At 49.7% G+C, this 23,099-nt stretch carries 20 protein-coding genes and 2 tRNA genes; 20 read left to right on the top strand and 2 right to left on the bottom strand.

The window, feature by feature from the left end; all coding sequences use genetic code 11:
* Positions 1-93: 93 nt before the first annotated feature.
* Positions 94-978, bottom strand: a complete 885-nt coding sequence (nadK, locus tag KZ771_RS06695) for an NAD(+) kinase (RefSeq protein ID WP_290570421.1) — start codon at positions 976-978, stop codon at positions 94-96.
* A 165-nt stretch (positions 979-1,143) separates the two neighbouring features.
* Here nadK and grpE point away from each other — a divergent pair, with 165 nt between their 5' ends.
* From grpE to KZ771_RS06645, 10 genes are all read left to right on the top strand, one after another.
* Entirely contained in the window at positions 1,144-1,821 is a 678-nt protein-coding gene (grpE, locus tag KZ771_RS06690; protein WP_290654726.1) for a nucleotide exchange factor GrpE, read from the top strand.
* 101 nt (positions 1,822-1,922) lie between these two features.
* Positions 1,923-3,851 (top strand): molecular chaperone DnaK, encoded by a 1,929-nt coding sequence (gene dnaK / locus KZ771_RS06685; RefSeq protein ID WP_133539097.1) that lies wholly within the window; start codon positions 1,923-1,925, stop codon positions 3,849-3,851.
* A gap of 91 nt (positions 3,852-3,942) precedes the next feature.
* Positions 3,943-5,097 (top strand): molecular chaperone DnaJ, encoded by a 1,155-nt coding sequence (dnaJ, locus tag KZ771_RS06680; RefSeq protein WP_133539098.1) that lies wholly within the window; start codon positions 3,943-3,945, stop codon positions 5,095-5,097.
* Between the two features lie 42 nt (positions 5,098-5,139).
* Entirely contained in the window at positions 5,140-5,925 is a 786-nt protein-coding gene (locus tag KZ771_RS06675; RefSeq protein ID WP_290570415.1) for a M48 family metallopeptidase, read from the top strand.
* Positions 5,926-6,027: 102 nt separating this feature from the next.
* Positions 6,028-7,257: a dicarboxylate/amino acid:cation symporter gene (locus tag KZ771_RS06670; protein WP_290654725.1), complete on the top strand. Its 1,230-nt coding sequence runs from the start codon at positions 6,028-6,030 to the stop codon at positions 7,255-7,257.
* Positions 7,254-8,045: a 4-hydroxy-tetrahydrodipicolinate reductase gene (gene dapB, locus KZ771_RS06665; RefSeq protein WP_290654724.1), complete on the top strand. Its 792-nt coding sequence runs from the start codon at positions 7,254-7,256 to the stop codon at positions 8,043-8,045. The genes KZ771_RS06670 and dapB overlap by 4 nt, the downstream gene beginning before the upstream one ends.
* Positions 8,046-8,204: 159 nt before the next feature.
* Positions 8,205-9,362 carry a glutamine-hydrolyzing carbamoyl-phosphate synthase small subunit gene (carA, locus tag KZ771_RS06660; protein ID WP_290570411.1) on the top strand — a complete coding sequence of 386 codons (1,158 nt, stop codon included), beginning with the start codon at positions 8,205-8,207 and terminating at the stop codon, positions 9,360-9,362.
* Positions 9,363-9,392: 30 nt separating this feature from the next.
* Positions 9,393-12,617, top strand: a complete 3,225-nt coding sequence (carB, locus tag KZ771_RS06655) for a carbamoyl-phosphate synthase large subunit (RefSeq protein ID WP_290654723.1) — start codon at positions 9,393-9,395, stop codon at positions 12,615-12,617.
* A complete protein-coding gene (gene greA / locus KZ771_RS06650; RefSeq protein WP_133539104.1) occupies positions 12,614-13,090 on the top strand; it encodes a transcription elongation factor GreA in 477 nt (158 codons plus the stop codon). The genes carB and greA overlap by 4 nt, the downstream gene beginning before the upstream one ends.
* A 170-nt stretch (positions 13,091-13,260) precedes the next feature.
* Entirely contained in the window at positions 13,261-13,779 is a 519-nt protein-coding gene (locus KZ771_RS06645) for a hypothetical protein (protein ID WP_290654722.1), read from the top strand.
* 1 nt (position 13,780) lies between these two features.
* Here the strand turns inward: KZ771_RS06645 and yhbY are convergent, their stop codons facing one another.
* On the bottom strand, positions 13,781-14,077 hold the full coding sequence (yhbY, locus tag KZ771_RS06640) for a ribosome assembly RNA-binding protein YhbY (protein WP_133539106.1): 297 nt from the start codon (positions 14,075-14,077) through the stop codon (positions 13,781-13,783).
* A 120-nt stretch (positions 14,078-14,197) separates the two neighbouring features.
* Here yhbY and rlmE point away from each other — a divergent pair, with 120 nt between their 5' ends.
* From rlmE to nusA, 10 genes are all read left to right on the top strand, one after another.
* Positions 14,198-14,824, top strand: a complete 627-nt coding sequence (rlmE, locus tag KZ771_RS06635; protein WP_290654721.1) for a 23S rRNA (uridine(2552)-2'-O)-methyltransferase RlmE — start codon at positions 14,198-14,200, stop codon at positions 14,822-14,824.
* Positions 14,825-14,875: 51 nt separating this feature from the next.
* On the top strand, positions 14,876-16,822 hold the full coding sequence (ftsH, locus tag KZ771_RS06630; protein WP_290654720.1) for an ATP-dependent zinc metalloprotease FtsH: 1,947 nt from the start codon (positions 14,876-14,878) through the stop codon (positions 16,820-16,822).
* 524 nt (positions 16,823-17,346) lie between these two features.
* The gene (gene folP, locus KZ771_RS06625; RefSeq protein ID WP_290654719.1) at positions 17,347-18,162 is read left to right on the top strand and encodes a dihydropteroate synthase; all 816 of its coding nucleotides are present in this window, start codon (positions 17,347-17,349) and stop codon (positions 18,160-18,162) included.
* On the top strand, positions 18,159-19,499 hold the full coding sequence (gene glmM / locus KZ771_RS06620) for a phosphoglucosamine mutase (RefSeq protein ID WP_133539110.1): 1,341 nt from the start codon (positions 18,159-18,161) through the stop codon (positions 19,497-19,499). Before folP ends, glmM begins: the two co-directional genes overlap by 4 nt.
* 87 nt (positions 19,500-19,586) lie before the next feature.
* Positions 19,587-20,345 (top strand): triose-phosphate isomerase, encoded by a 759-nt coding sequence (gene tpiA, locus KZ771_RS06615; RefSeq protein ID WP_290654718.1) that lies wholly within the window; start codon positions 19,587-19,589, stop codon positions 20,343-20,345.
* Positions 20,346-20,351: 6 nt separating this feature from the next.
* Positions 20,352-20,687, top strand: a complete 336-nt coding sequence (secG, locus tag KZ771_RS06610; protein WP_133539112.1) for a preprotein translocase subunit SecG — start codon at positions 20,352-20,354, stop codon at positions 20,685-20,687.
* A gap of 19 nt (positions 20,688-20,706) precedes the next feature.
* Positions 20,707-20,791: transfer RNA gene (locus tag KZ771_RS06605), tRNA-Leu, on the top strand.
* A gap of 63 nt (positions 20,792-20,854) precedes the next feature.
* Positions 20,855-20,931: transfer RNA gene (locus KZ771_RS06600), tRNA-Met, on the top strand.
* 172 nt (positions 20,932-21,103) lie between these two features.
* Complete coding sequence (gene rimP / locus KZ771_RS06595) at positions 21,104-21,562, top strand: ribosome maturation factor RimP (protein WP_133539113.1); 459 nt, start codon at positions 21,104-21,106, stop codon at positions 21,560-21,562.
* A gap of 26 nt (positions 21,563-21,588) precedes the next feature.
* Positions 21,589-23,088, top strand: a complete 1,500-nt coding sequence (gene nusA, locus KZ771_RS06590; protein ID WP_290654717.1) for a transcription termination factor NusA — start codon at positions 21,589-21,591, stop codon at positions 23,086-23,088.
* The last annotated feature ends 11 nt before the right edge of the window (positions 23,089-23,099 follow it).

Raw genomic sequence — 23,099 nt, 5'->3', positions numbered from 1 at the left:
ACAAAACACTGTGTATCTGTACAGTTTATACAGTAGTTATACAGTAGTTGTGCAAAAATGCAACGTCAGCGCTAAAAAATCTTCGGGCGCAGATTAAAACAGGCGGCTACCCCAGCCCAGTTTATTACGCAATACGTGATAGTAGTTGTGGTCGACCGGATGAATCAGCGTCAGTGTTTTCCTGTGTTTGCTTATCACAATATCATCGCCCGGATGTACAGCCATACGCACATGACCATCACAGCTAATTTGTAGCAAGTCATTATCATAAGCTGCCCGCAAGCGAACTTCTGAGTTGGCGTCAATGACGATAGGACGGCTACTGAGTGTATGTGGAAACATCGGTACCAGCGTAATCGCGTCGAGGTTAGGGTGCAGGATTGGACCGCCGCCTGATAATGAATAAGCGGTGGAGCCGGTTGGTGTGGCTACAATCAATCCATCGGAGCGTTGGCTGAAAACGAAGTGGTCATCGACATAGACTTCAAACTCGATCATATGCGCGACTTTATCGGAATGCAGAACCACTTCGTTTATGGCTGAGCCTTGTCCCGCTACGGCGCCATTACTGACCACCTCGGTATTGAGCAAAAAGCGTTCCTCGATAGAGTAATCACCATCCAGAACCGCCAGCAGGGGAGTCATTACTTCATCCGGATCTAAGTCGGTTAAAAAGCCTAAATTACCACGGTTAACGCCGATTACGCCGACGTCATGTTCACACAATGCGCGCGCGGCCCCCAACATATTGCCGTCACCGCCAACAACCACAGCTAAATCGGCCCAGTCACCGATTTCACTTAGTGACAGTGTCTGCGGACCATAGCCGTCGCCTATTTGGTCTGCGCAACGTTGTTCTACCGCAACATCATAGCCGCGATGGGTCAGTGCATTAATGATGGTTTCCAGCGTTTGGCGTGCGCCGCGATCATCAATCTTGCCCAGTAGTCCGACCTTTTTGAATGGTGCTTTAGCCATTACCGATTTAATTCCGACTGTGTAGCTCTAATTATTAGCGTTACGCTACGTTGCTTTAAATTTTTAATCAAGCGTAAAAAGGCCTTGAATCCGTGATCATTAATCCCCATTTCTGTTGGCGTTGGTTAACCTATTTTGATGAGTTGAATTAAGAGAGAAGTCATTATGGCGGATAAAAAAGCACAAGCGAATGCAGAGCAGTATCAGCAGCAAGCCGAGCAAGCGGCTAAGCAACAGGCGGCGGACGAACAGGCGCATGCTGAAGCAGAGCAGACTGTGAGTGATGAAGGCCAGCCCGAAACTCAAAAACAAACCGCTGCAGCGGCCGATAGTGAGCTGGAGCGGATTGCCGAATTAGAATTGGCGTTGAGCAAAGCAGAAGCCAAAGCTAACGAACAAAAAGAATCGGTACTGCGCATTCAGGCAGAAATGGAAAACGTGCGCCGACGTGCCAGCCAGGACGTGGAAAAAGCGCATAAGTTTGCATTGGAGAAGTTTGCCAATGAACTGCTAACCAGCGTCGATAACTTAGAACGCGCAATGCAAGCAGCTGAGGGCAGTGAAACCGTTGACCAGAGCTTTTTAGAAGGTATTGAGCTGACTTATAAAAGCCTAACTAGCACCTTGGAGAAATTTGGTGTTAAACCCGTGGGTCAGGAAGGCGAAGTATTTAATCCGGATCAGCATCAGGCTATGTCGATGCAGGAATCGCCGGAACATGACAACAACACCATTATTGCGGTGATGCAAAAGGGCTACATGCTGAATGAGCGTTTACTGCGTCCGGCCATGGTTATGGTGGCCCGCAACGGTAATACGAATAAAGTCGATACCGATGCATAGCCGATTAAAAAAATTGTCACTGAGACATTGAAATTCTCGAAAGAGACCTTACTTAAAGAATAACGAAATACGTTTCCTGAATTTGAAGTTGGAGAAAGATTATGGGCAAGACTATTGGTATTGACTTAGGTACAACCAACTCTTGTGTGGCTGTACTGGATGGCGGTAAAGCGCGTGTTATTGAAAACGGCGAAGGCGACCGCACCACACCGTCAATTGTGGCATTTACCGATGACGGCGAAATTTTGGTAGGTTCACCGGCTAAACGCCAGGCAGTAACCAATCCGAACAAAACTCTGTTCGCGATTAAGCGCTTAATTGGTCGTCGTTTTCAGGACGAAGAAGTGCAGCGCGACATCGGCATCATGCCGTACAAAATTGTCAAAGCTGACAATGGCGATGCTTGGGTAGAAGTGGATGGCGACAAAAAAGCGCCACCGCAAATCTCTGCCGAAGTATTGAAGAAAATGAAGAAAACCGCGGAAGAATTCTTAGGTGAAAAAGTCACTGACGCGGTTATCACCGTACCAGCTTACTTTAATGATGCGCAGCGTCAGGCAACCAAAGACGCCGGTAAAATCGCGGGCTTAGAAGTTAAACGTATCATTAACGAGCCGACTGCAGCAGCATTGGCCTATGGTATGGATAAAAAGTCAGGCGACAACGTTATTGCCGTATATGACTTAGGTGGTGGTACTTTCGATATCTCTATCATCGAGATTGATGAAGTTGAAGGCGAGCACACCTTTGAAGTACTGGCAACCAACGGTGATACCCACTTAGGTGGTGAAGACTTTGACAACCGTCTGATTAATTACCTGGTAGAGCAGTTCGAGAAAGATCAAGGCATTGACCTGCGTAAAGATCCGCTGGCGATGCAACGTCTTAAAGAAGCGGCTGAGAAAGCGAAGATCGAGTTGTCTTCGGCGCAACAAACCGAAGTTAACCTGCCTTACATCACGGCAGATAACACCGGTCCAAAACACTTAGCCATCAAAGTAACACGCGCTAAGCTGGAATCGCTGGTAGAAGACTTGATCAAGAAGTCACTGGAGCCGGTAAAACAAGCATTAGCAGATGCTGATCTATCGGTTAGCGATATCAACGACATCATCATGGTCGGTGGTCAGACTCGCATGCCTAAGGTGAGTGCTGCGGTTACTGACTTCTTCGGTAAAGAGCCACGCCGTGACGTGAACCCGGACGAAGCTGTTGCAGTGGGCGCTGCGGTTCAAGGTGGTGTGCTCTCCGGCGATGTTAAAGACGTATTGCTACTGGACGTGTGTCCGCTGTCACTGGGTATCGAAACCATGGGCGGTGTAATGACTAAGTTGATTGAGAAAAACACCACGATTCCTACCAAAGAGTCGCAAACGTTCTCAACAGCTGAAGACAATCAGTCTGCGGTAACGATTCACGTGATTCAGGGTGAGCGTAAACGTTCAGCTGATAACAAATCATTGGGTCAATTTAATTTAGAAGGTATTCGTCCGGCAGCCCGCGGTGTGCCGCAAATCGAAGTGACCTTCGACATTGATGCGGATGGTATCCTGCACGTATCGGCGAAAGACAAAGACACCGGTAAAGAGCAGAAGATCACCATTAAAGCGTCTTCAGGCTTAGATGAGTCAGAAGTCGAGAAAATGGTTAAAGACGCTGAAGCGCACGCTGAAGAAGACAAGAAGTTCGAAGAGATGGTACAGGCGCGTAACCAGGCTGACGGCTTAGTTCACGCTACCCGTAACCAGCTTAAAGAAGTCGGCGATGCCTTAGCTCAAGACGACAAAGATGCGATTGAGAAAGCCTGTGAAGAGTTAGAACAGGCAGCTAAAGATGGTGATAAAGAAGCTATCGAAAGCAAAACTCAAGCGCTGATGGAAGTTTCGCAAAAACTGATGGAAGCGGCGCAGCAGCAACAAGCTCAGCAAGGTGCTGAAGACGCTGCAGGTGGCGAACAGTCTTCCTCGAAAGCCGATGATGATGTTGTCGATGCTGAATTTGAAGAAGTCAAAGACGACGATAAGAAGTAAGCACAAAGGCAACTTCGCTTAATTAACACGGGTGTTGCCGCAAGGTAATACCCGTGTATTCGTATCAGAGTAGGACAGAAGACGTAACACTATGGCGACACAAGATTTTTATCAGATTCTTGAGGTCTCGAAAGATGCCAGCGAGCGGGACATCAAAAAAGCGTACAAACGCATGGCGATGAAGTACCACCCGGATCGCACTAAAGGCGATAAAGAGCTCGAGCTAAAGTTTAAAGAGATCAAACAGGCCTACGAGGTCTTGTCTGACCCGCAAAAGCGCCAGATGTATGACCAATATGGGCACGAAGCGTTCGAACAAGCGCGTCAGGGCGGTGGCCACGGTGCTGGCGGATTCGGCGGCGGTGGTGCTGATTTTGCTGATATCTTTGGCGATGTATTCGGTGATATTTTTGGCGGCGGCGGACGTCGCGGTCAGGCGCGTGCGCAACGCGGCGCAGATTTGCGTTACAACCTGGAAATGTCGCTGGAAGACGCAGTTCGCGGCAAAAACGTTGAACTGCAGATTCCAACCCTGGTTGAATGTGAAGACTGTGACGGCAGCGGTGCCAAAAAAGGCAGCAAACCAGAAACCTGTAGCCATTGTCACGGTGCCGGTCAAATTCAAATGCGCCAAGGGTTTTTCGCGGTGCAGCAGGCGTGTCCGCATTGTCGTGGTAAAGGTAAGATTATCAAGGATCCGTGCCGTAGTTGTCACGGTCAGGGCCGCGTTGAAAAAACCAAAACCCTTAACGTTAAAATTCCTGCCGGGGTTGATACCGGTGACCGTATTCGCCTGGCTAACGAAGGCGAAGCCGGAGAGCATGGTGCACCAGCGGGTGATTTATACGTGCAAGTGCATGTTCGCGAGCATCCTATTTTTGCCCGTGATGGCAATAACCTGTTCTGCGAAGTGCCGGTGAGCTTTACTAAAGCCGCGCTGGGTGGCGACATCGAAGTGCCGACTCTGGAAGGCAAGGTTAAACTGAAAGTGCCGAAAGAAACACAAACCGGAAAGCACTTCCGCTTGCGTGGCAAGGGCGTGAAATCGGTGCGTACGGGCGCGACAGGCGACTTAATTTGTAAGGTCGTTATCGAAACACCGGTTAACCTCTCGGCAAAACAGCGTGAGATGCTGGAAGAGCTGGAAAATTCGATGGGCGAGGGCGATGAAGCCGCTAAATTTCGTCCCAAAGAAAAAGGCTTTTTTGACGGCGTAAAACAATTTTTTGATGACTTACGTAGCTAAATTAGCTTTACTGTAAGGACTATCAAAAAAGGAGAACCACGTATGCGTTTAGCTACCGTTGCTGCTTCGTTATTGGCTACACTGGCGTTGGTCAGTTGTTCTAAGTCGCCTACCGGGCGCTCACAACTGATGCTGATGCCGGCACAACAGCTTGAGCAAATGGGAGATCAATCCTACCAGCAAATGAAGCAGGAGCTTACCGTAAGTTCCGACGCAGCGACTAACGCGTACGTGCGGTGTGTTAGCGACGCGCTGATTGCGACCTTGCCTGAACCCTATCGAAGTGCAGACTGGCAGGTGACGGTGTTCGAAAATGAAGCCGCTAATGCGTTCGCATTGCCCGGCCACAATATTGGCGTTTATACCGGCTTGCTGGACGTTGCCGAAAATCAACACCAGCTGGCCGCTGTCATTGGTCACGAAATTGGCCATGTGATTGCCGAACACAGCAATGAACGCGTATCGAGCAATATGATGGTGGGCTTAGGCTTGCAGGTTGGCGCTATTATTGCTGATACGCAGTTTGACAAGGAAAACGCAGCGTTATTAATGGCAGCGTTAGGGATAGGAGCGCAAGTTGGTATTTTACTGCCTTACTCGCGTACGCATGAGTCGGAGTCTGACCGGCTGGGACTGGATTACATGGCCGATGCTGGTTTTAAATTAGCTGAGGCCGCGCAGCTGTGGCGTAACATGTCAGCTAACAGCGGCGCTAACCCGCCGGAGTTTTTGTCGACTCACCCGGCACCGTCATCACGTATTGATGCGATCAACAATTACATTCCGCAATTAACCGTTGCGAGCTCAACACCCAATTGCCAGCGCTAAGCTAAGGCTGAAATAGTAGTCTGGCATACCATATATCCAAATCGTCTTTCGTAACGTATAAAGCCCCGTAAACTATTCTCTTTTTTAGACTAGCGGGGTTTTATGCTAAGAGCGTGGTTCGCGATTCCTTTTTGGCAGCGCGTGTTAGGTGCCTTTGTATTGGGTATGCTGATTGGCGCCGTCGCACCCGAGGTTGGTGTGTCTTTAAAGCCGCTTGGCGATTTGTTTATCCGCGCGATAAAAATGCTGGTGGCACCCCTAATATTCTGTGCCATAGTCAGTGCGATCACCGATCTCAATGATGGCCAGAAGCTCGGCCGACTGGGTGCAAAAACCATTGGCATGTTCATGCTGACCGCTGTTATCGCCAGTGCTATAGGTCTAACGTTGGCCACCCTCATCGATATGAGCCCGGCCACCACACTTACTGCGACCGAACAGACAGAAAAGCAAATACCATCGGTTAGTCAGGTGCTGCTAAACTTTGTACCGGACAACCCGTTTGCTGCGTTAACCGAAGGCAATGTCTTACAGATTGTGGTGTTTGCTGCTGTCGTTGGTATTGCCATTCAGCGCCTTAACACTAAAGCTGAACCGTTGCGCAAGACCATTAAAGCGGGTGCTGAAGTGATGTATGAAATCACGCGCATGGTATTGCAACTGACACCCATTGGTGTGCTGGGATTGATGTCCTGGGTCATTGGTGAATATGGATTTTCCAGTCTGTTACCGTTGGCGAAGTTTGTCGGTGTGATTTATCTGGCTGCTGCTATTCAGATTATTTTTGTGTACGGCAGCTTTGTGCGCTTTTTCGGTAAACTGAGCCCACGCGACTTTTTCAAATCGGTATTTGATGCGCAGGTGGTTGCTTTTACCACCTGTAGCTCGTTTGGCTCGTTGCCGGCAGCGCACCGCGCGGTTACCGAACGCTTGAAAGTATCTAAAGATTACGCTTCGTTTGTGTTGCCTTTGGGTGCCACCATTAACATGGATGGTTGCGGTGGTATTTACCCTGCAGTGGCTGCTATTTTTATCGCCAATTTGTATGGAATACCGCTGGAAGCGTTTGATTATGTGCTGATTATGATGACGGCAACGCTTGCCTCTGTGGGAACTGCCGGGGTTCCCGGTACTGCATTAGTGATGCTTACTGTTACACTTAACGTCGTGGGATTGCCGCTGGAGGGGATAGCGTTTATTGCTGCCATCGACCGCATTATCGATATGGTCCGTACCCTAACCAATGTTACCGGTGATATGATGGTGGCCCGGGTAGTCGCAAAAAGTGAAAACTTGTTAGTGGAAGACGAGTTGGTAGAGGAAAAAGCATGAAGGTAGGAATTATTGGCGCATCAGGGCGAATGGGGCAGGCGGTGGTTGGTCTGCTGGAGTATACGGATGCGGTATTAGCAGCCGCTGTTGTCAGCAAGCAAAGCCCGTGCAAAGGCGAATCCGTAGCCGGCGTCCGCTATCAGTCGCTTGATGAAGTAGTAGCGGCTGTGGACGTGCTCATCGATTTTAGCCTGCCGCAGGCGCTAACTGAAAACCTGCAATTTGCGCAGCGTACGCAAACGCCTATCGTGGTATGTACAACCGGCTTAAGTGCCCAGCAGCAACGTTTATTAACAGATGCAGCAAACGAGATCCCCGTGCTTTATGCGCGCAACACCAGTGTTGGCATTGCGTTACTGGAACAATTAGTGGCCTTAAGTGCTGCGGCAATGGCGGATGCCGACATCGAAATTCTTGAGGCACACCATAAATATAAAAAAGATGGCCCCTCCGGTACTGCACTGGCATTAGGCGAAGCTGCCGCACAAGGGCGACAACAGTCGTTTGACCAGCTTAATGCCGGTGTACGCGGCGATGGGGAACGGCAGCCGGATAGTATCGGTTTTGCGGTTATGCGCGCAGCTGATATTGTTGGCGAACACCAGGTGATGCTGGCGCAGCCCGGCGAGCGTATCGAGCTGACTCACCGAGTGAGTGATCGCAACATATTTGCCCGCGGTGCACTGAGTGCAGCAACGTGGCTGGCAGGCCGGGAAGCAGGATTTTATACCATGCAGGATACGCTCAACTTAAAACAGACGCTGGCGCGGCTACTCGACAGTCAATGAGCAGAGATAATAGCGCTGGACGAAATCTAAAAAAATTCGTACAATAAGCGCAATTTGCCTAACAAAAGTTTTTCGGCAAAGACTGCGCGGTTCAAGACCTTAAACGGGGAAGTCAACATTGTATTGATTCACCCGTTTTTTTATGTACGGAGGTTGCCCTTGAGTATTTTAGCGAGTCAATCCGCTAACCGAGCAATACTGGTTCTAGCTGATGGTACTATTTTTCGTGGTACCGCTATTGGAGCCGAAGGCTCCGCGGTCGGGGAAGTTGTCTTTAACACTGCCATGACCGGCTACCAGGAAATTCTCACCGACCCATCTTATACAGAACAACTCGTTACACTCACTTATCCCCACATCGGAAATACCGGCACCAACGACGAAGACGAAGAATCTGACAACGTTTGGGCAAAAGGCTTAATCATTCGTGATAACGCATTAAAAGCCAGTAATTTTCGTAAGCAAGAAACATTAAATGAATATCTTCGCCGTCATAACGTGGTGGGGATTGCTGATATCGATACCCGCAAGTTAACGCGTATTTTGCGCGAAAAAGGCGCACAAAACGGCTGCATTATGGCCGGTGAACTGGACGATGAGAAAGCATTGCAACTTGCTCAGCAGTTCCCGGGTTTGAAGGGCATGGATTTGGCTAAAGAAGTCTGCTGTAAAGAAATTCAGCCTTGGGTTGGCGGCAGCTGGAAGCTTGGCGAGGGGCACACCAAACCGTCTCAGTCTAAATATCATGTTGTGGCATACGACTATGGCGTTAAACACAACATTCTTCGTTTACTTGCTGACCGCGATTGCAAGATTACTCTGGTTCCGGCACAGACACCGGCCAGTGAGGTCATGGCAATGAATCCTGATGGTGTGTTTTTGTCCAACGGACCCGGCGATCCCGAACCTTGTGATTACGCGATTAAGGCGATTCAGGAGCTGTTAGATAACGATATTCCTATTTTTGGGATTTGTCTGGGTCACCAGTTACTGGGCCTTGCCAGTGGCGCCAAGTCAGTAAAAATGAAGTTGGGTCACCACGGCGCCAACCACCCGGTTCAGGATACCGCCACCAAACGGGTTATGATAACCAGTCAAAACCATGGTTTTGCATTAGACATCGACAGTTTACCAAGCAACCTTGAAGTAACGCACGTGTCGTTGTTTGACGGCACTTTGCAGGGCATGAAGCGTACCGATAAAGCCGCTTTTAGTTTTCAGGGACACCCTGAAGCGAGTCCGGGTCCGCACGATGCCGCTGAGTTATTTGACCAGTTTATTGACAGCATGCAAAAGCGAGTTCAGGCAACAGCCTGATTGGGTACAGGAAGAGGATAGAGCGAATTTATGCCAAAACGTACAGACATTAACAGCATCCTGATCCTTGGCGCAGGACCGATTGTTATCGGCCAGGCGTGTGAGTTTGATTACTCCGGTGCCCAAGCATGTAAAGCCCTGCGCGAAGAAGGGTACCGCGTGATCCTGGTTAACTCCAACCCGGCTACCATCATGACCGACCCGGAAATGGCCGATGCGACCTACATCGAGCCGATTCACTGGGAAGTCGTCGAAAAAATTATCGACCGCGAAAAACCAGACGCTATTTTACCGACCATGGGTGGGCAAACCGCACTTAACTGTGCGTTAGATCTTGACCGCCACGGGGTATTGGATAAGCACAACGTCGAGATGATTGGTGCTAATGCCGATGCTATCGACAAGGCCGAGAACCGCGACCGTTTTGACAAAGCCATGAAGGCTATTGGTTTAGAAACACCCAACGCAGAAATGGCGCACAGCATGGAAGAAGCCTTTGACGTGCTGAGCCGATTGGGCTTTCCGTGCATTATTCGTCCGTCATTTACCATGGGCGGAAGTGGCGGTGGTATCGCCTATAACCGCGAAGAATTTGAAGAAATCTGCCGCCGCGGGCTGGATTTGTCACCCACCAATGAGCTGTTGATCGACGAGTCATTGCTGGGCTGGAAAGAATATGAAATGGAAGTGGTGCGCGATAAAAGCGATAACTGCATTATCGTTTGTACCATCGAAAACTTTGATCCCATGGGCATTCACACCGGTGACTCTATTACCGTTGCGCCGGCACAAACACTGACTGACAAAGAGTTCCAGATTATGCGTGACGCCGCGATGGCGGTATTACGCGAAATCGGCGTCGAAACCGGTGGCTCTAATGTACAGTTTGGTGTTAACCCCGATACTGGCCGCATGGTGATTATCGAGATGAATCCGCGGGTTTCGCGTTCATCTGCATTAGCTTCAAAAGCGACTGGCTTTCCGATTGCCAAAGTGGCTGCCAAATTGGCGGTTGGCTATACCCTGGATGAATTAGAAAACGAAATCACTGGTGGTGTAACACCGGCGTCGTTTGAACCGGCGTTGGACTACGTGGTGACCAAAATACCGCGCTTTAACTTTGAGAAATTTGCTAACTGTAACGATCGCCTGACCACCCAAATGAAGTCGGTGGGTGAGGTTATGGCCATTGGTCGTAACTTCCAGGAATCGATGCAAAAAGCCTTGCGTGGTCTTGAGTTGGGCGCTAACGGCTTTGACCCGCTGGTGGACCCAAAAGCTGACGATGCCCGCGGTAAAGTCATTCGTGAATTGAAAGAGCCGGGCGCCGAGCGTATTTGGTATATTGCCGACGCGTTCCGTTTAGGCATGACAGTGCGCGAAGTATTCGAACTGACCCACATCGATGAATGGTATTTGATTCAGTTAGAAGAGTTGGTGTTGCTGGAGCGCGAAGTCGACGAGCTGGGACTAGCCGGTCTTACTGCAGAGGTCATGACAGCATTAAAACGCCGTGGCTTTTCTGACAAACGCATTGCAGACGTGTTGCATGTGAGTGAGTCTGAAGTACGTAAAAAGCGCTATCAGTTTGATATCCACCCCGTGTACAAGCGGGTAGATACCTGTGCTGCGGAATTTTCTTCAAGTACTGCCTACATGTACTCAAGTTATGACGAAGAATGCGAAGCCGACGTTAGCGACCGCGATAAAATCATGGTGATTGGCGGCGGACCTAACCGTATTGGTCAGGGTATAGAGTTCGATTATTGCTGTGTGCACGCGGCGCTGGCGATGCGGGAAGATGGTTACGAGACTATTATGGTCAACTGTAACCCGGAAACCGTGTCGACTGATTACGATACCTCCGATCGCTTGTACTTTGAGCCAATTACGCTGGAAGACGTGCTGGAAATTGTGCGCATCGAACAGCCTAAGGGTGTGATCGTACAATACGGCGGGCAGACGCCATTGAAGCTGGCACGTGAATTAGAAGCTAACGGCGTACCCATTATTGGCACGTCACCGGATGCCATCGATCGCTCTGAAGACCGTGAACGGTTTCAGGCTGCGGTTCGTCGCTTGAACTTAAAGCAGCCGGAGAACTCAACGGTTACCGGTATTTCGCAGGCATTAACCGAAGCTGAACGAATTGGTTACCCGCTGGTAGTGCGTCCTTCATACGTGCTGGGCGGCCGGGCGATGGAAATCGTATACGACGAGCAGGACCTTAATCGTTACCTGACCGAAGCGGTTAAAGTGTCCAACGAAGCTCCGGTGCTACTGGATCGTTTTCTGGACAATGCTATTGAAGTGGACGTTGATGCTATTTGTGACGGTGAAGACGTTCTAATTGGCGGTATCATGCAGCACATCGAGGAAGCGGGCGTTCACTCAGGTGACTCGGCCTGCTCGTTACCTCCGTATTCGTTAAGCGACATCATTCAGGCCCAGCTGCGCGAACAAATGCGCAAGCTAGCATTTGAATTGAATGTAAAAGGACTGATGAATGCGCAGTTTGCGGTTAAAGACGACGAGATTTATCTAATTGAGGTGAATCCGCGTGCCGCCCGTACGGTGCCGTTTGTGTCTAAAGCCACAGGTGTGCCGTTAGCTAAAGTGGCAGCACGGGTGATGGTGGGACAGTCGCTGAAGCAACAGGGCTACGTTAAAGAAATTATCCCTCCTTATTATTCAGTTAAAGAAGTGGTAATCCCGTTTGCCAAGTTCCAGGGCGTTGATCCCATTCGTGGTCCGGAGATGCGTTCTACCGGCGAGGTTATGGGGGTTGGCGAGAGCTTTGAAGAAGCGTATGCAAAAGCCAACCTGGCAGCCGGTGAAGAGTTAGCGCGTAAAGGCAAAGCGCTGATATCGGTTAAAGACAGCGACAAACGTCGGTTGATGGATCTGGCGCGAGGCTTGTTAGCGTTAGGCTTTAAATTAGAAGCCACCCGCGGTACTGCCAAAATGCTGGCCGAGGAAGGCATCGACTGCTCGGTGGTTAATAAACTGCAGGAAGGCCGTCCAAATATAGTTGATGCCATTAAAAATGGTGAGTACAGTTATATTATTAATACGGTTGAAGGGCGCCAGGCGATAGAAGACTCAGTCTATATTCGTCGCGAAGCGCTGTTGAATAAAGTGATTTACACCACCACATTGAATGCTGCGTTTGCCACGGTTAAAGCTAATACGGCCGATGATCGTGCGCGAGTAAGCTCAGTGCAGGAGTTACATAAAAGGGTAGAATTATTATGAACCAGATTCCAATGACGGAACGTGGTGCGCAGCAATTACGAGATGAATTGAAGCGTTTAAAAACGATCGACAGACCACGCATTGTCGAAGCCATTGCTGACGCACGTGAACACGGCGATCTTAAAGAAAATGCCGAGTATCATGCAGCGCGCGAGCAACAAGGATTTTGCGAAGGTCGAATCCAGGAAATCGAGTCGAAACTGTCTAATGCGCAGATTATCGACGTAACCAAAGTGCCGAATAACGGTAAAGTCATTTTTGGTTCGACAGTGACAGTTTACAACACCAAAACTGACGAAGAAGTCAGCTATAAAATCGTCGGAGACGATGAGGCTGATATCAAATCTAATTTGATTAGCGTTAACTCACCGATCGCCCGGGCACTTATCGGTAAAGAGGTGGATGATGTTGCAACAGTGACGACACCTAACGGCGAAGTTGAGTATGAAATAGTAGAAGTTAAATACATTTAACGACATACTTTACTTATTTGCTCAAAAAACCAGCGTTTAACGCTGGTTTTTTTATTTTTACAGCAATTTAAGTTGTTCTCGCCTTGTTTAATAAAATCCTATTTTGTATAAATAATCACTGAAAGCGCTGGGGCTGTCCCAGGCTAATGACCATGGAAGGGAATCCATATATGAAGCCCGTACGTTATCCGTACAGTGCGTCATCAGTGCCGCTGGGGGTCACTGAGTGCATGCACCGATTAAAATCTGTTATTAATGCCAGCACCATAAAAGAGGTTGTGCACTGGCTTGGCGTCGATTACCAACATTACAAAAATTGGAAACATCGCGGCATTATTCCATACAGCTTAATCGTGCCGAAACTGTTACAGGTAGGTTATTCAGTCGACTGGTTATTTGCGCCCGGGGTAAAGCTATTTTATCCGCCACCGTTGGTTAGTACGCCGATGCAATCGCCGATGGTAGAGGAAGAACAACAGCAGTACCGCTACTATATGAAAGCGATTAAAAAAATCGAACCGTTACTGGAACAAAATAATCTCAGTAATATAGAGCACAATCGACGTGAATTAGTTGGCGCGTACTTTCACGCATTTGAGGGATGGATGAGTTTAGATAGTTCGTTGTCCTATATTGCCAGAGCCACGGCGATAGAGCCGGTCGCCCGTGACCTGGCGATGCAGGGCTAGTTCAGCCGCGCGGCAGATGGATAACCGGTTCGTCTGCCTGCTTGTATATAATCAGTGTTTTACCAATTACCTGAATCTTTTCCGCGCCAGTTTCGGCTACAATAGTTGCCATAATTTGCTGGCGCAATTCACGCTCTTCTTCAGGCACCTTGATTTTAATTAGTTCGTGATCGTGCAGGGCTTGTTCTACTTCAGCCAGCACGCCTTCGGTCAGGCCATTGGCACCTAATAGAACCACCGGCTTAAGGCTGTGTGCTTTGCCTTTCAGGAACTGCTTTTGCTTATTGCTTAATGACATTAGATAATACCGTTACGTTTGACTTGAATTTTGACCATTGTAACGCCATCTAGGGTTAGCAAGCCAGAAAAAACAACGCAAAGCCACCATTGATGTGGCGAAAAAGTATGGGAATAAAGTATGGGGAAAAAGCGGAGTTCCAGCAGCCGTCGCTGGCTTGATGAACACTTTAAAGACCATTTTGTGCAAAAAGCGCAGAAGCAGGGGCTGCGCTCGCGCGCTGTATTTAAACTGGAAGAGATCCAGCAACGCGATCGTTTAATTAAAAAAGGCCAGACGGTAGTCGATCTGGGCGCTGCACCCGGCGGATGGTCACAATACGTTGCCGATTACTTTAATGGCGACGGCCAGATCATTGCCTGTGACATTTTACCGATGGACCCAATCGCCGGTGTCGATTTTCTACAAGGTGACTTTCGGGAAGAAGCCGTGTTAAATGCACTATTGACCCGAATCGGCGGTAAAAACGTAGATGTTGTATTGTCGGATATGGCGCCGAATATGAGTGGTAACGGCACTGTAGATCAGGCGCGCTCCATGTATCTGGTGGAGTTGGCACTGGACATGTGTCATCAGGTATTGAAACCTGGTGGTGCTTTTGCGGTCAAAGTGTTTCATGGGCAAGGCTTCGAATCTTTTTTAAAAGATGTTCGAGCGGCATTTAAACAGGTTAAAACCAGAAAACCTGACTCATCACGGTCACGTTCTCGTGAGGTTTACTTGGTAGCGACAGACTACAAACTATAGTACCCTGTCCAAAGACATATATTTTTTTTATTTTATTAGAGGTAATAGGCTTTGAGCGATATGGCAAAAAATCTCATCTTGTGGCTGGTAATAGCCGTTGTGCTGATGAGCGTTTTTCAGAGCTTCAGTCCGGGTGAAACCAAAGGTTCACAGATGGCCTACAGTGAATTTGTAAGCCAGGTGAACAATGGCAATATTCGCCGCGCAGACTTTGGCGAAGATGGGCGCACGATTAACGGTATGACTAATAATGGACAAACCTTTAAAACGGTTGTGCCAACCCAGTATGATCCAAAAATTTTAGATGACCTGCTGGCAAATAATGTACAGACTCAAGGTACGCCGCCAGAAGAGCCTAGTATTCTAACCTCTATCTTTATTTCCTGGTTCCCGATGCTGCTGTTGATTGGCGTATGGATTTTCTTCATGCGACAAATGCAAGGCGGCGGTGGACGTGGCGCCATGTCGTTTGGTAAGAGCAAAGCACGGCTGATGAACGAAGAACAGATGAAAACGACGTTCAAAGATGTTGCTGGTTGTGACGAAGCCAAAGAAGAAGTGGTGGAATTGGTTGATTATTTGAAAGACCCCTCTAAATTCCAGCGCCTGGGCGGTAAAATTCCTAAAGGGGTATTAATGGTGGGCCCACCGGGTACCGGTAAAACCTTGTTGGCAAAAGCCATCTCGGGTGAGGCGAAAGTTCCGTTCTTTAGTATTTCAGGTTCTGACTTCGTCGAAATGTTCGTCGGTGTCGGCGCGTCTCGTGTACGCGATATGTTTGAACAGGCTAAAAAATCAGCACCCTGCATCATCTTTATTGACGAAATCGATGCCGTCGGTCGTCAACGCGGCGCCGGTCTTGGTGGTGGTCACGATGAACGTGAACAGACCTTGAACCAGATGCTGGTCGAAATGGATGGCTTTGAAGGTAACGAAGGTATTATCGTTATCGCTGCAACTAACCGTCCTGACGTACTAGACCCGGCGTTACTACGTCCGGGACGTTTCGACCGTCAGGTTGTTGTTGGCCTGCCTGATGTTCGCGGGCGTGAGCAAATTCTAAAAGTTCACATGCGCAAAGTACCGTTGGGCGACGATGTTAAGCCTGAGTTGATCGCACGTGGTACTCCAGGATTCTCTGGTGCCGATTTGGCTAACCTGGTTAACGAAGCAGCCCTGTTCGCTGCACGCGGTAACAAGCGTACCGTCAGCATGGAAGAATTCGATAAAGCCAAAGATAAGATCATGATGGGCGCAGAACGTCGCTCGATGGTGATGACCGATGACGAAAAAGCGATGACCGCTTATCACGAAGCCGGCCACGCAATCGTAGGACGGTTAGTACCAGAGCATGATCCGGTTTATAAAGTATCGATCATCCCACGCGGCCGTGCCTTAGGTGTGACCATGTACCTGCCGGAACAGGATCGGGTTAGTCACAGCAAGCAACAGTTGGAAAGCATGATATCCAGCTTGTTTGGTGGCCGTCTGGCAGAGCAAATTATCTATGGTTCTGACAAAGTCACGACCGGAGCGTCAAATGACATCGAGCGAGCAACCGAAATCGCCCGTAAGATGGTGACGCAATGGGGCTTGTCGGACAAAATGGGTCCATTGCTGTACGCCGAGGACGAGAACGAGGTGTTCTTAGGTCGCTCAGTAACACAGCATAAGCACATGTCCGACGACACGGCACGTGCAATTGACGAAGAAATTAAGTCAGTTATCGATTCGAACTATCAACGCGCGAAGAAGATCCTGGAAGAAAACGAGGATATCTTACATTCGATGAAAGACGCGTTGATGAAGTACGAAACCATCGATGCCGATCAAATCGACGATCTGATGAACCGTCGCGATGTGCGCAAGCCGAAAGGCTGGGACGACTCCCGCGACGACGGTGGTGACACCGGCGGTGGTTCAGCAAAAGCTGAAAACACCGAAGAGCGCCCCGAGCGCCCCATCAACGTCGAAAAGCCAGGTGACGCCACGTCATAACCTGGCCCATAATAAAAACCCGCCGCCGGCGGGTTTTTTGTGTTTAGTGAGTAGGCAACTTAACGGTTCATTTGAAACGCGGTTGCTGGTTGCGGAGGGAGTCAGCGGCAGGGGAATGGCAAAAGGTAATTGAGCCCCCCCTGAGGCAAGGGTGTCTGGCGCCATGGATGGCGCCAGACAAGCCCTACAGGGACGTACTTGCGGGCGTCCCTTGACTTAGGGGGGGCAATTGCCTGCCATTTCTCTGCCGCTGACTCCCTCCGCAACCAACAAAGCGCTTTGTTTCGATGAACCATTAAGTTGCTAAGTTATAATTTGTAAGAATTCTTGTGGCGGTGTGTGACAGCAACTGGCATGGGTGAGCGTCGTGGTCGGCTTCAGGGGGTGTTGGAGGCCATGGATGGCCGGAAACAAGCGTACACGGATGTACTTGCAGCGTCCCCCTGAAGCCGACCACGACGATCGCCCAAAAGCCAGTTGCTGTCACACACCGCCTTAAGACTGAATCTTATATGGGAGCTCCGATGAACAAACAAACACTGCCGTTGCGGGTGATGGGGATTTTGAATGTGACGCCGGATTCGTTCAGTGACGGGGGCCGGCATCAGTCGGTGGATAAAGCGGTGGATCATGCGGCGCGGATGCTGGACGAGGGGGCTGATATTCTTGATATTGGCGGGGAGTCTACGCGGCCGGGTTCGGAGGCTGTGGCGACGGAGGAGGAGCTGCAGCGGGTGGTGCCGGTGCTGGAGGCGATTAAACAGCGCTTTGATGTTTACGTATCGGTGGATACGACCAAGCCTGAGGTGATGCGCGCTGCTATTGGTGCAGGGGCAGATATGATCAATGATGTGCTGGCTTTGCAGGCGGATGGGGCGCTTGCGGCGGTGGCTGACAGCAATGTTGAGGTTTGTGTTATGCATATGCAGGGTGAACCCCGTACTATGCAGCATGAGCCGCGTTATGACGATGTCGTGTGTGACGTTAAAGCCTTTTTACAGCGTCGTGTAGCCGCGTGTGAGGCAGCCGGGATTGCTCGCGACCGCATTTGGCTGGATCCGGGTTTTGGCTTTGGCAAATCAATGCGTCACAACTATCAACTATTACAGCGGATGCAGGCGTTCCACGAACTGCAATTGCCGTTGCTGGTCGGCATGTCGCGTAAATCCATGATCGGTCATGTCACCGGAAGAGACGTTAGTGAGCGATTACCGGGCAGTTTGGCTGCGGCAACTATTGCAGCGCTCAAAGGAGCCCGTATAATTCGGGTCCATGATGTTAAGGAAACCGTTGATGCGATGCGTGTTGTCGCAGCAACGCTGGAAGGAGAATATTTGTGAGTGAAAGGAAATACTTCGGTACTGATGGTGTGCGCGGACGTGTCGGTGAGTATCCGATTACCCCTGAATTTGCGGTAAAGCTGGGCTGGGCTGCGGGCCGGGTATTGGCTGCTAAGGGCACGCGTAAGGTACTGGTGGGTAAGGACACCCGGGTTTCGGGTTACATGCTGGAATCGGCGCTGGAAGCTGGTTTGGCTGCAGCGGGTGTTAACGTCGACTTTTTAGGGCCGATGCCGACACCGGGTATTGCTTACCTGACGCGAACTTTTCGCGCTGCAGCTGGTATCGTCATCAGTGCATCGCATAATCCATATTATGACAACGGTATTAAATTCTTCGCCGACAATGGTCATAAATTACCTGATGCAACGGAACTCGAAATAGAACGTTTACTTGACCAGCCGATGGATTGTGTCGGCTCGGAACAATTGGGGCGTGCTAACCGTATCGCCGATGCGGCGGGTCGTTATATTGAGTTTTGTAAGGGCGTGTTCCCGTCAGAGCTATCGTTACAGGGGCTGCATATTGTGGTTGACTGTGCTCATGGCGCGACTTATCACATCGCCCCCAATGTGTTGCGCGAGTTGGGCGCTCAGGTCACCGAAATTGGCACCCAGCCAAATGGTTTAAACATCAACAAAGATTGCGGTGCAACGCATCTTGATGCGCTTAAAGAGACTGTCGTTAAGGTAAAAGCCGATTGCGGGCTGGCACTGGATGGCGACGGTGACCGGATCATGATGGTGACGGAAAAAGGCCGCGTTATCGATGGTGATGAGATCCTTTATATTCTGGCGGTTACTGCGCAGCATCAGGGGCAGTTGCAAGGCGGTCTGGTGGGCACGTTGATGACTAACTTTGCGTTAGAGAAAGAGTGCGAACGCCGCAATATTCCGTTCGTGCGGGCAAAAGTTGGCGACCGTTACGTGATTGAAGAATTGGTTAAGCGTGATTGGTATATTGGCGGTGAAAACTCGGGCCATGTTATTAATCGGCAATATCACACCACCGGCGATGGCATTATCGCCGGGCTGCAGGTGTTGGCGGCAATGCAGTTTGAAGGCAAGTCGTTGCATGAATTAAGCAAAGACTTTCATAAACTACCGCAGGTTTTGGTTAACGTGCGTTTTAGTCCGGGCGAAAAACCGTTGCAATCAGAGGCAGTAAAAGCGGTCGTGGCTGAGGTCGAAAATGCGTTGGCCGGCAAGGGGCGGGTATTGTTACGTAAGTCAGGCACTGAACCCTTGATTCGCGTTATGGTGGAAGGCGAGGACGAAAAAGTTGTCCGAACCTTTGCACAACAAATCGCCAACGAGGTCGAAGCGGCTACAAATTAAACACTTAGGCGGGAGAGCAGAAATTGGCGCTTGTAACTGCGTCGGCGTTCAGCTACTATTCCCGCCGCTTTAATGATGGGAGTTGACATGGCCAATGCATCCTTAGTCATCGGTAACTGGAAAATGAACGGTAGCCAGGCGCTAACGCGTTCAATGGCAGATGCGCTGCGTGCAGCGGTGCCTTCATGCGGTGATACCAAGGTTGTTGTTTGTCCTCCATATACATTGTTGGCAGAGCTCACGCGTCATTGTTACTACGATGGCATTGCTGTGGGTGCGCAAAACGTCAATGCGAACGAAAATGGTGCGCACACCGGTGAAGTCTCGCTAACGATGTTAAAAGAATTAGCCGTGGAATATGTCATTGTCGGTCACTCAGAGCGTCGTGCTATGTACGGTGACGACAACAGTGCTGTAGCCGCCAAGGTTACTGCTGTGACGCAGGCAAAGCTAAATGCTGTGTTATGTGTCGGTGAAGACAAACAGCAGTATGATGCCGGTAATACCTGGCAGGTCGTCGAGCAACAGTTGCAGGCGGCATGCGCTGAGCTTACGCCGGAGCAGGCCGCTAAGTTGGTGGTTGCCTATGAACCGATTTGGGCGATAGGTACGGGTGAGACTGCGACGCCGGCTCAGGCAGAAGAAGTTCACGCAAATATTCGTCAGTGGCTGGTAAAACGTTTTGCAGCCATTGGCGAAAAAATAGAAATACTTTACGGCGGCTCAGTAAAAGCGGATAATGCCGCCGAATTATTCGCGCAACAACACATTGATGGTGGTTTGATCGGTGGGGCGAGCTTAAAAGAAGAGCAGTTCGTGGCCATTGTTCAAGCAGCACAAGGGTAAGTTATTATGTATGAAGTGTTACTTGTCGCCTTTTTAGTGGTGGCTATTGTCCTAATTGGATTTATCATGATCCAACAAGGTAAAGGCGCTGATATGGGCGCTTCGTTTGGTGCGGGTGCATCTAATACCGTGTTCGGTTCCGGAGGTTCTGGTAACTTTTTGACTCGTACAACGGCAGCACTGGCTGTGGTGTTCTTTATTCTGAGTTTGGTGTTGGGTAATTTATCGACCGATAGCTCGGACAGTGGCGAAGATTTTTCTGACTTGTCAGTACCGGCAGAAGAACAGATGCAGACTCCGACTGAAGAAGACTCTGGTTCGGACGTACCGCCAACTAACTAAGTTAGTGGCAGAAATTAATGCGGATGTGGTGGAATTGGTAGACACGCTATCTTGAGGGGGTAGTGCTTTCGGGCGTGCGGGTTCAAGTCCCGCCATCCGCACCAAATTAAGTGCTTTAGCACTTGAAAATGCGAAGAAAATCCCTATAATATGTCACAAGTTTCGGACGCGGGGTGGAGCAGTCTGGTAGCTCGTCGGGCTCATAACCCGAAGGTCGTAGGTTCAAATCCTGCCCCCGCAACCAATTTTGGCAGCAGCGTTAGCAAATGGCGACGCTTTTGTTAAAATGACTGACAAAGGGTCCAGTGTTTTAAAAGCCCCGCAGCAGCTCGGGGCTTTTTGCTATGTGGCCTAAGCTATCTGCGGATAGCCACAACACTGGGCGCTTGCGCCCTTTTTTTGTTTCAGGAGGCAGTTTGGCAAGTTTACAAGAACGGTTAACCGACATGATCCGTCCGGCGGTAGAAGCGTTGGACTTTGAGTTATGGGGTGTTGAGTTCGTCCGTGCAGGCAAGTTTTCGACGTTGCGGGTTTATATTGATAGCCCTAATGGCATTAACGTAGATGACTGCGGTGATGTGAGTTATCAGGTGAGTTCACTGTTGGACGTTGAAGATCCAATTACCACCGAATATAACCTGGAAGTTTCGTCGCCGGGTATGGAAAGACCGTTTTTTTATGCTGAACAGTTACCGCCATACATTGGCGAGACCCTGGCTGTTGAATTGAATGTGGCGCAGCAGAATAAACGCAAATTTAAAGCGCAATTGGATGCCGTCGAAGGCGACCAGTTGACGTTGACAGTAGATAACGAAACGCTTCAGGTGAGCATGCGCGATGTAAAGAAAGCTCACTTGGTTCCAACATTTGATTAAAGGATTGCGGTGGCGAGGCAGCACTCATGAGTAAAGAAATACTGTTAGTCGCAGAGGCGGTATCAAACGAGAAAGCAGTACCGCGCGAGAAAATTTTTGAAGCGTTGGAGTCGGCTCTTGCGCATGCAACTAAGAAAAAATACGACGGCGACATTGACGTCCGTATTGATATTGACCGTCAAACCGGTGAATTCGACACCTATCGTCGTTGGTTAATTGTAGAAGATAGTGATGAAGGGTTGGAGCATCCATACCGCGAAATCAGTCTGTCAGCAGCGCAGTACGAAGACCCGTCGCTTAACGCGGGTGATTACGTTGAAGAGCAAATAGAATCGATACAGTTTGACCGTATTACTACACAAACGGCCAAGCAGGTCATCGTGCAGAAAGTTCGCGAAGCTGAACGTGCACAGGTTGTCGATGAATATCGCGACCAGGTTGGCGAAATGGTTAGTGGTATTGTTAAACGCGCTAATCGCGAGCATGTCATTTTGGACTTGGGTAATAACGCAGAAGCGATCATTTACCGTGACGAAATGTTGCCGCGTGAATCTGTGCGGCCCGGCGACCGTGTACGTGGATTATTGTATGATGTACGTCCGGAAGCTCGTGGGGCACAGTTATTCGTTAGCCGCACGCATCCAGAATTTCTGTTAGAGCTGTTCCGCATCGAAGTGCCGGAAATTGGCGAAGAAATGATTGAACTTAAGGGTGCAGCACGTGACCCCGGCTCACGCGCTAAAATCGCAGTTAAAAGTAACGACCGTCGGATTGACCCTGTTGGCGCTTGCGTTGGTATGCGTGGTGCACGGGTTCAGGCAGTATCGGGCGAATTAGGCGGCGAGCGCGTCGACATCGTGCTATGGGACGATAATCCGGCGCAATTCGTGATTAACGCCATGGCGCCGGCCGAAGTTGCATCGATTGTCGTGGACGAAGATGCACACACCATGGATATCGCCGTAGCGGCCGATAACCTGGCTCAGGCGATTGGTAAAAGTGGTCAAAACGTGCGTTTAGCCAGTCAGCTGAGTGGATGGACGCTTAACGTAATGACCGAAGACGAGTTCAATGAAAAGAACGAAGCCGAAGCGCAACGTTTATTGGACTTGTTCATGAATAACCTTGATATCGATGAAGACTTTGCCGCTGTATTAGTGGACGAAGGATTCTCGTCGATGGAAGAAGTTGCCTATGTTCCGGTAGCTGAGTTCCTCGAAATCGAAGGTATGGACGAAGATATTGTGGAAGAGTTGCGTGGCCGTGCGCGGGCGTACTTAACCACTAAAGCGCTGGCTAACGAGGAGTCACTCGAGTCAGCTGAACCGGATGAATCATTATTGAACTTAGAAGGTATGGATCGCCACTTAGCTTATGTATTAGCGAGTAAAGGCGTAGCCACGCTGGAAGACCTGGCCGAACAGGGTATTGATGATTTGGCCGATATAGAAGAGCTGGATGAACAGCAAGCTGGCGAATTGATCATGAAAGCCCGCAATATTTGCTGGTTCAGCGAAGAACAGTAACGATCAGCGGA

It is taken from the genome of Idiomarina sp., from assembly GCF_019431395.1.
Taxonomy (GTDB): domain Bacteria; phylum Pseudomonadota; class Gammaproteobacteria; order Enterobacterales; family Alteromonadaceae; genus Idiomarina.
The sequence above is the reverse complement of the archived record's forward strand: the minus strand, read 5'-3'. Positions and strand labels throughout refer to the sequence as shown.

Bases quoted from the DNA above. Each gene is read 5' to 3' on its own strand.
- tpiA (WP_290654718.1), top strand. From the start codon at position 19,587: ATGGCCAATGCATCCTTAGTCATCGGTAACTGGAAAATGAACGGTAGC.
- grpE (WP_290654726.1), top strand. From the start codon at position 1,144: ATGGCGGATAAAAAAGCACAAGCGAATGCAGAGCAGTATCAGCAGCAA.
- dnaJ (WP_133539098.1), top strand. From the start codon at position 3,943: ATGGCGACACAAGATTTTTATCAGATTCTTGAGGTCTCGAAAGATGCC.
- dnaK (WP_133539097.1), top strand. From the start codon at position 1,923: ATGGGCAAGACTATTGGTATTGACTTAGGTACAACCAACTCTTGTGTG.
- nusA (WP_290654717.1), top strand. From the start codon at position 21,589: ATGAGTAAAGAAATACTGTTAGTCGCAGAGGCGGTATCAAACGAGAAA.
- KZ771_RS06675 (WP_290570415.1), top strand. From the start codon at position 5,140: ATGCGTTTAGCTACCGTTGCTGCTTCGTTATTGGCTACACTGGCGTTG.
- carB (WP_290654723.1), top strand. From the start codon at position 9,393: ATGCCAAAACGTACAGACATTAACAGCATCCTGATCCTTGGCGCAGGA.
- nadK (WP_290570421.1), bottom strand. From the start codon at position 978: ATGGCTAAAGCACCATTCAAAAAGGTCGGACTACTGGGCAAGATTGAT.
- KZ771_RS06645 (WP_290654722.1), top strand. From the start codon at position 13,261: ATGAAGCCCGTACGTTATCCGTACAGTGCGTCATCAGTGCCGCTGGGG.
- KZ771_RS06670 (WP_290654725.1), top strand. From the start codon at position 6,028: ATGCTAAGAGCGTGGTTCGCGATTCCTTTTTGGCAGCGCGTGTTAGGT.
- yhbY (WP_133539106.1), bottom strand. From the start codon at position 14,077: ATGTCATTAAGCAATAAGCAAAAGCAGTTCCTGAAAGGCAAAGCACAC.
- rlmE (WP_290654721.1), top strand. From the start codon at position 14,198: ATGGGGAAAAAGCGGAGTTCCAGCAGCCGTCGCTGGCTTGATGAACAC.
- dapB (WP_290654724.1), top strand. From the start codon at position 7,254: ATGAAGGTAGGAATTATTGGCGCATCAGGGCGAATGGGGCAGGCGGTG.
- secG (WP_133539112.1), top strand. From the start codon at position 20,352: ATGTATGAAGTGTTACTTGTCGCCTTTTTAGTGGTGGCTATTGTCCTA.
- greA (WP_133539104.1), top strand. From the start codon at position 12,614: ATGAACCAGATTCCAATGACGGAACGTGGTGCGCAGCAATTACGAGAT.
- folP (WP_290654719.1), top strand. From the start codon at position 17,347: ATGAACAAACAAACACTGCCGTTGCGGGTGATGGGGATTTTGAATGTG.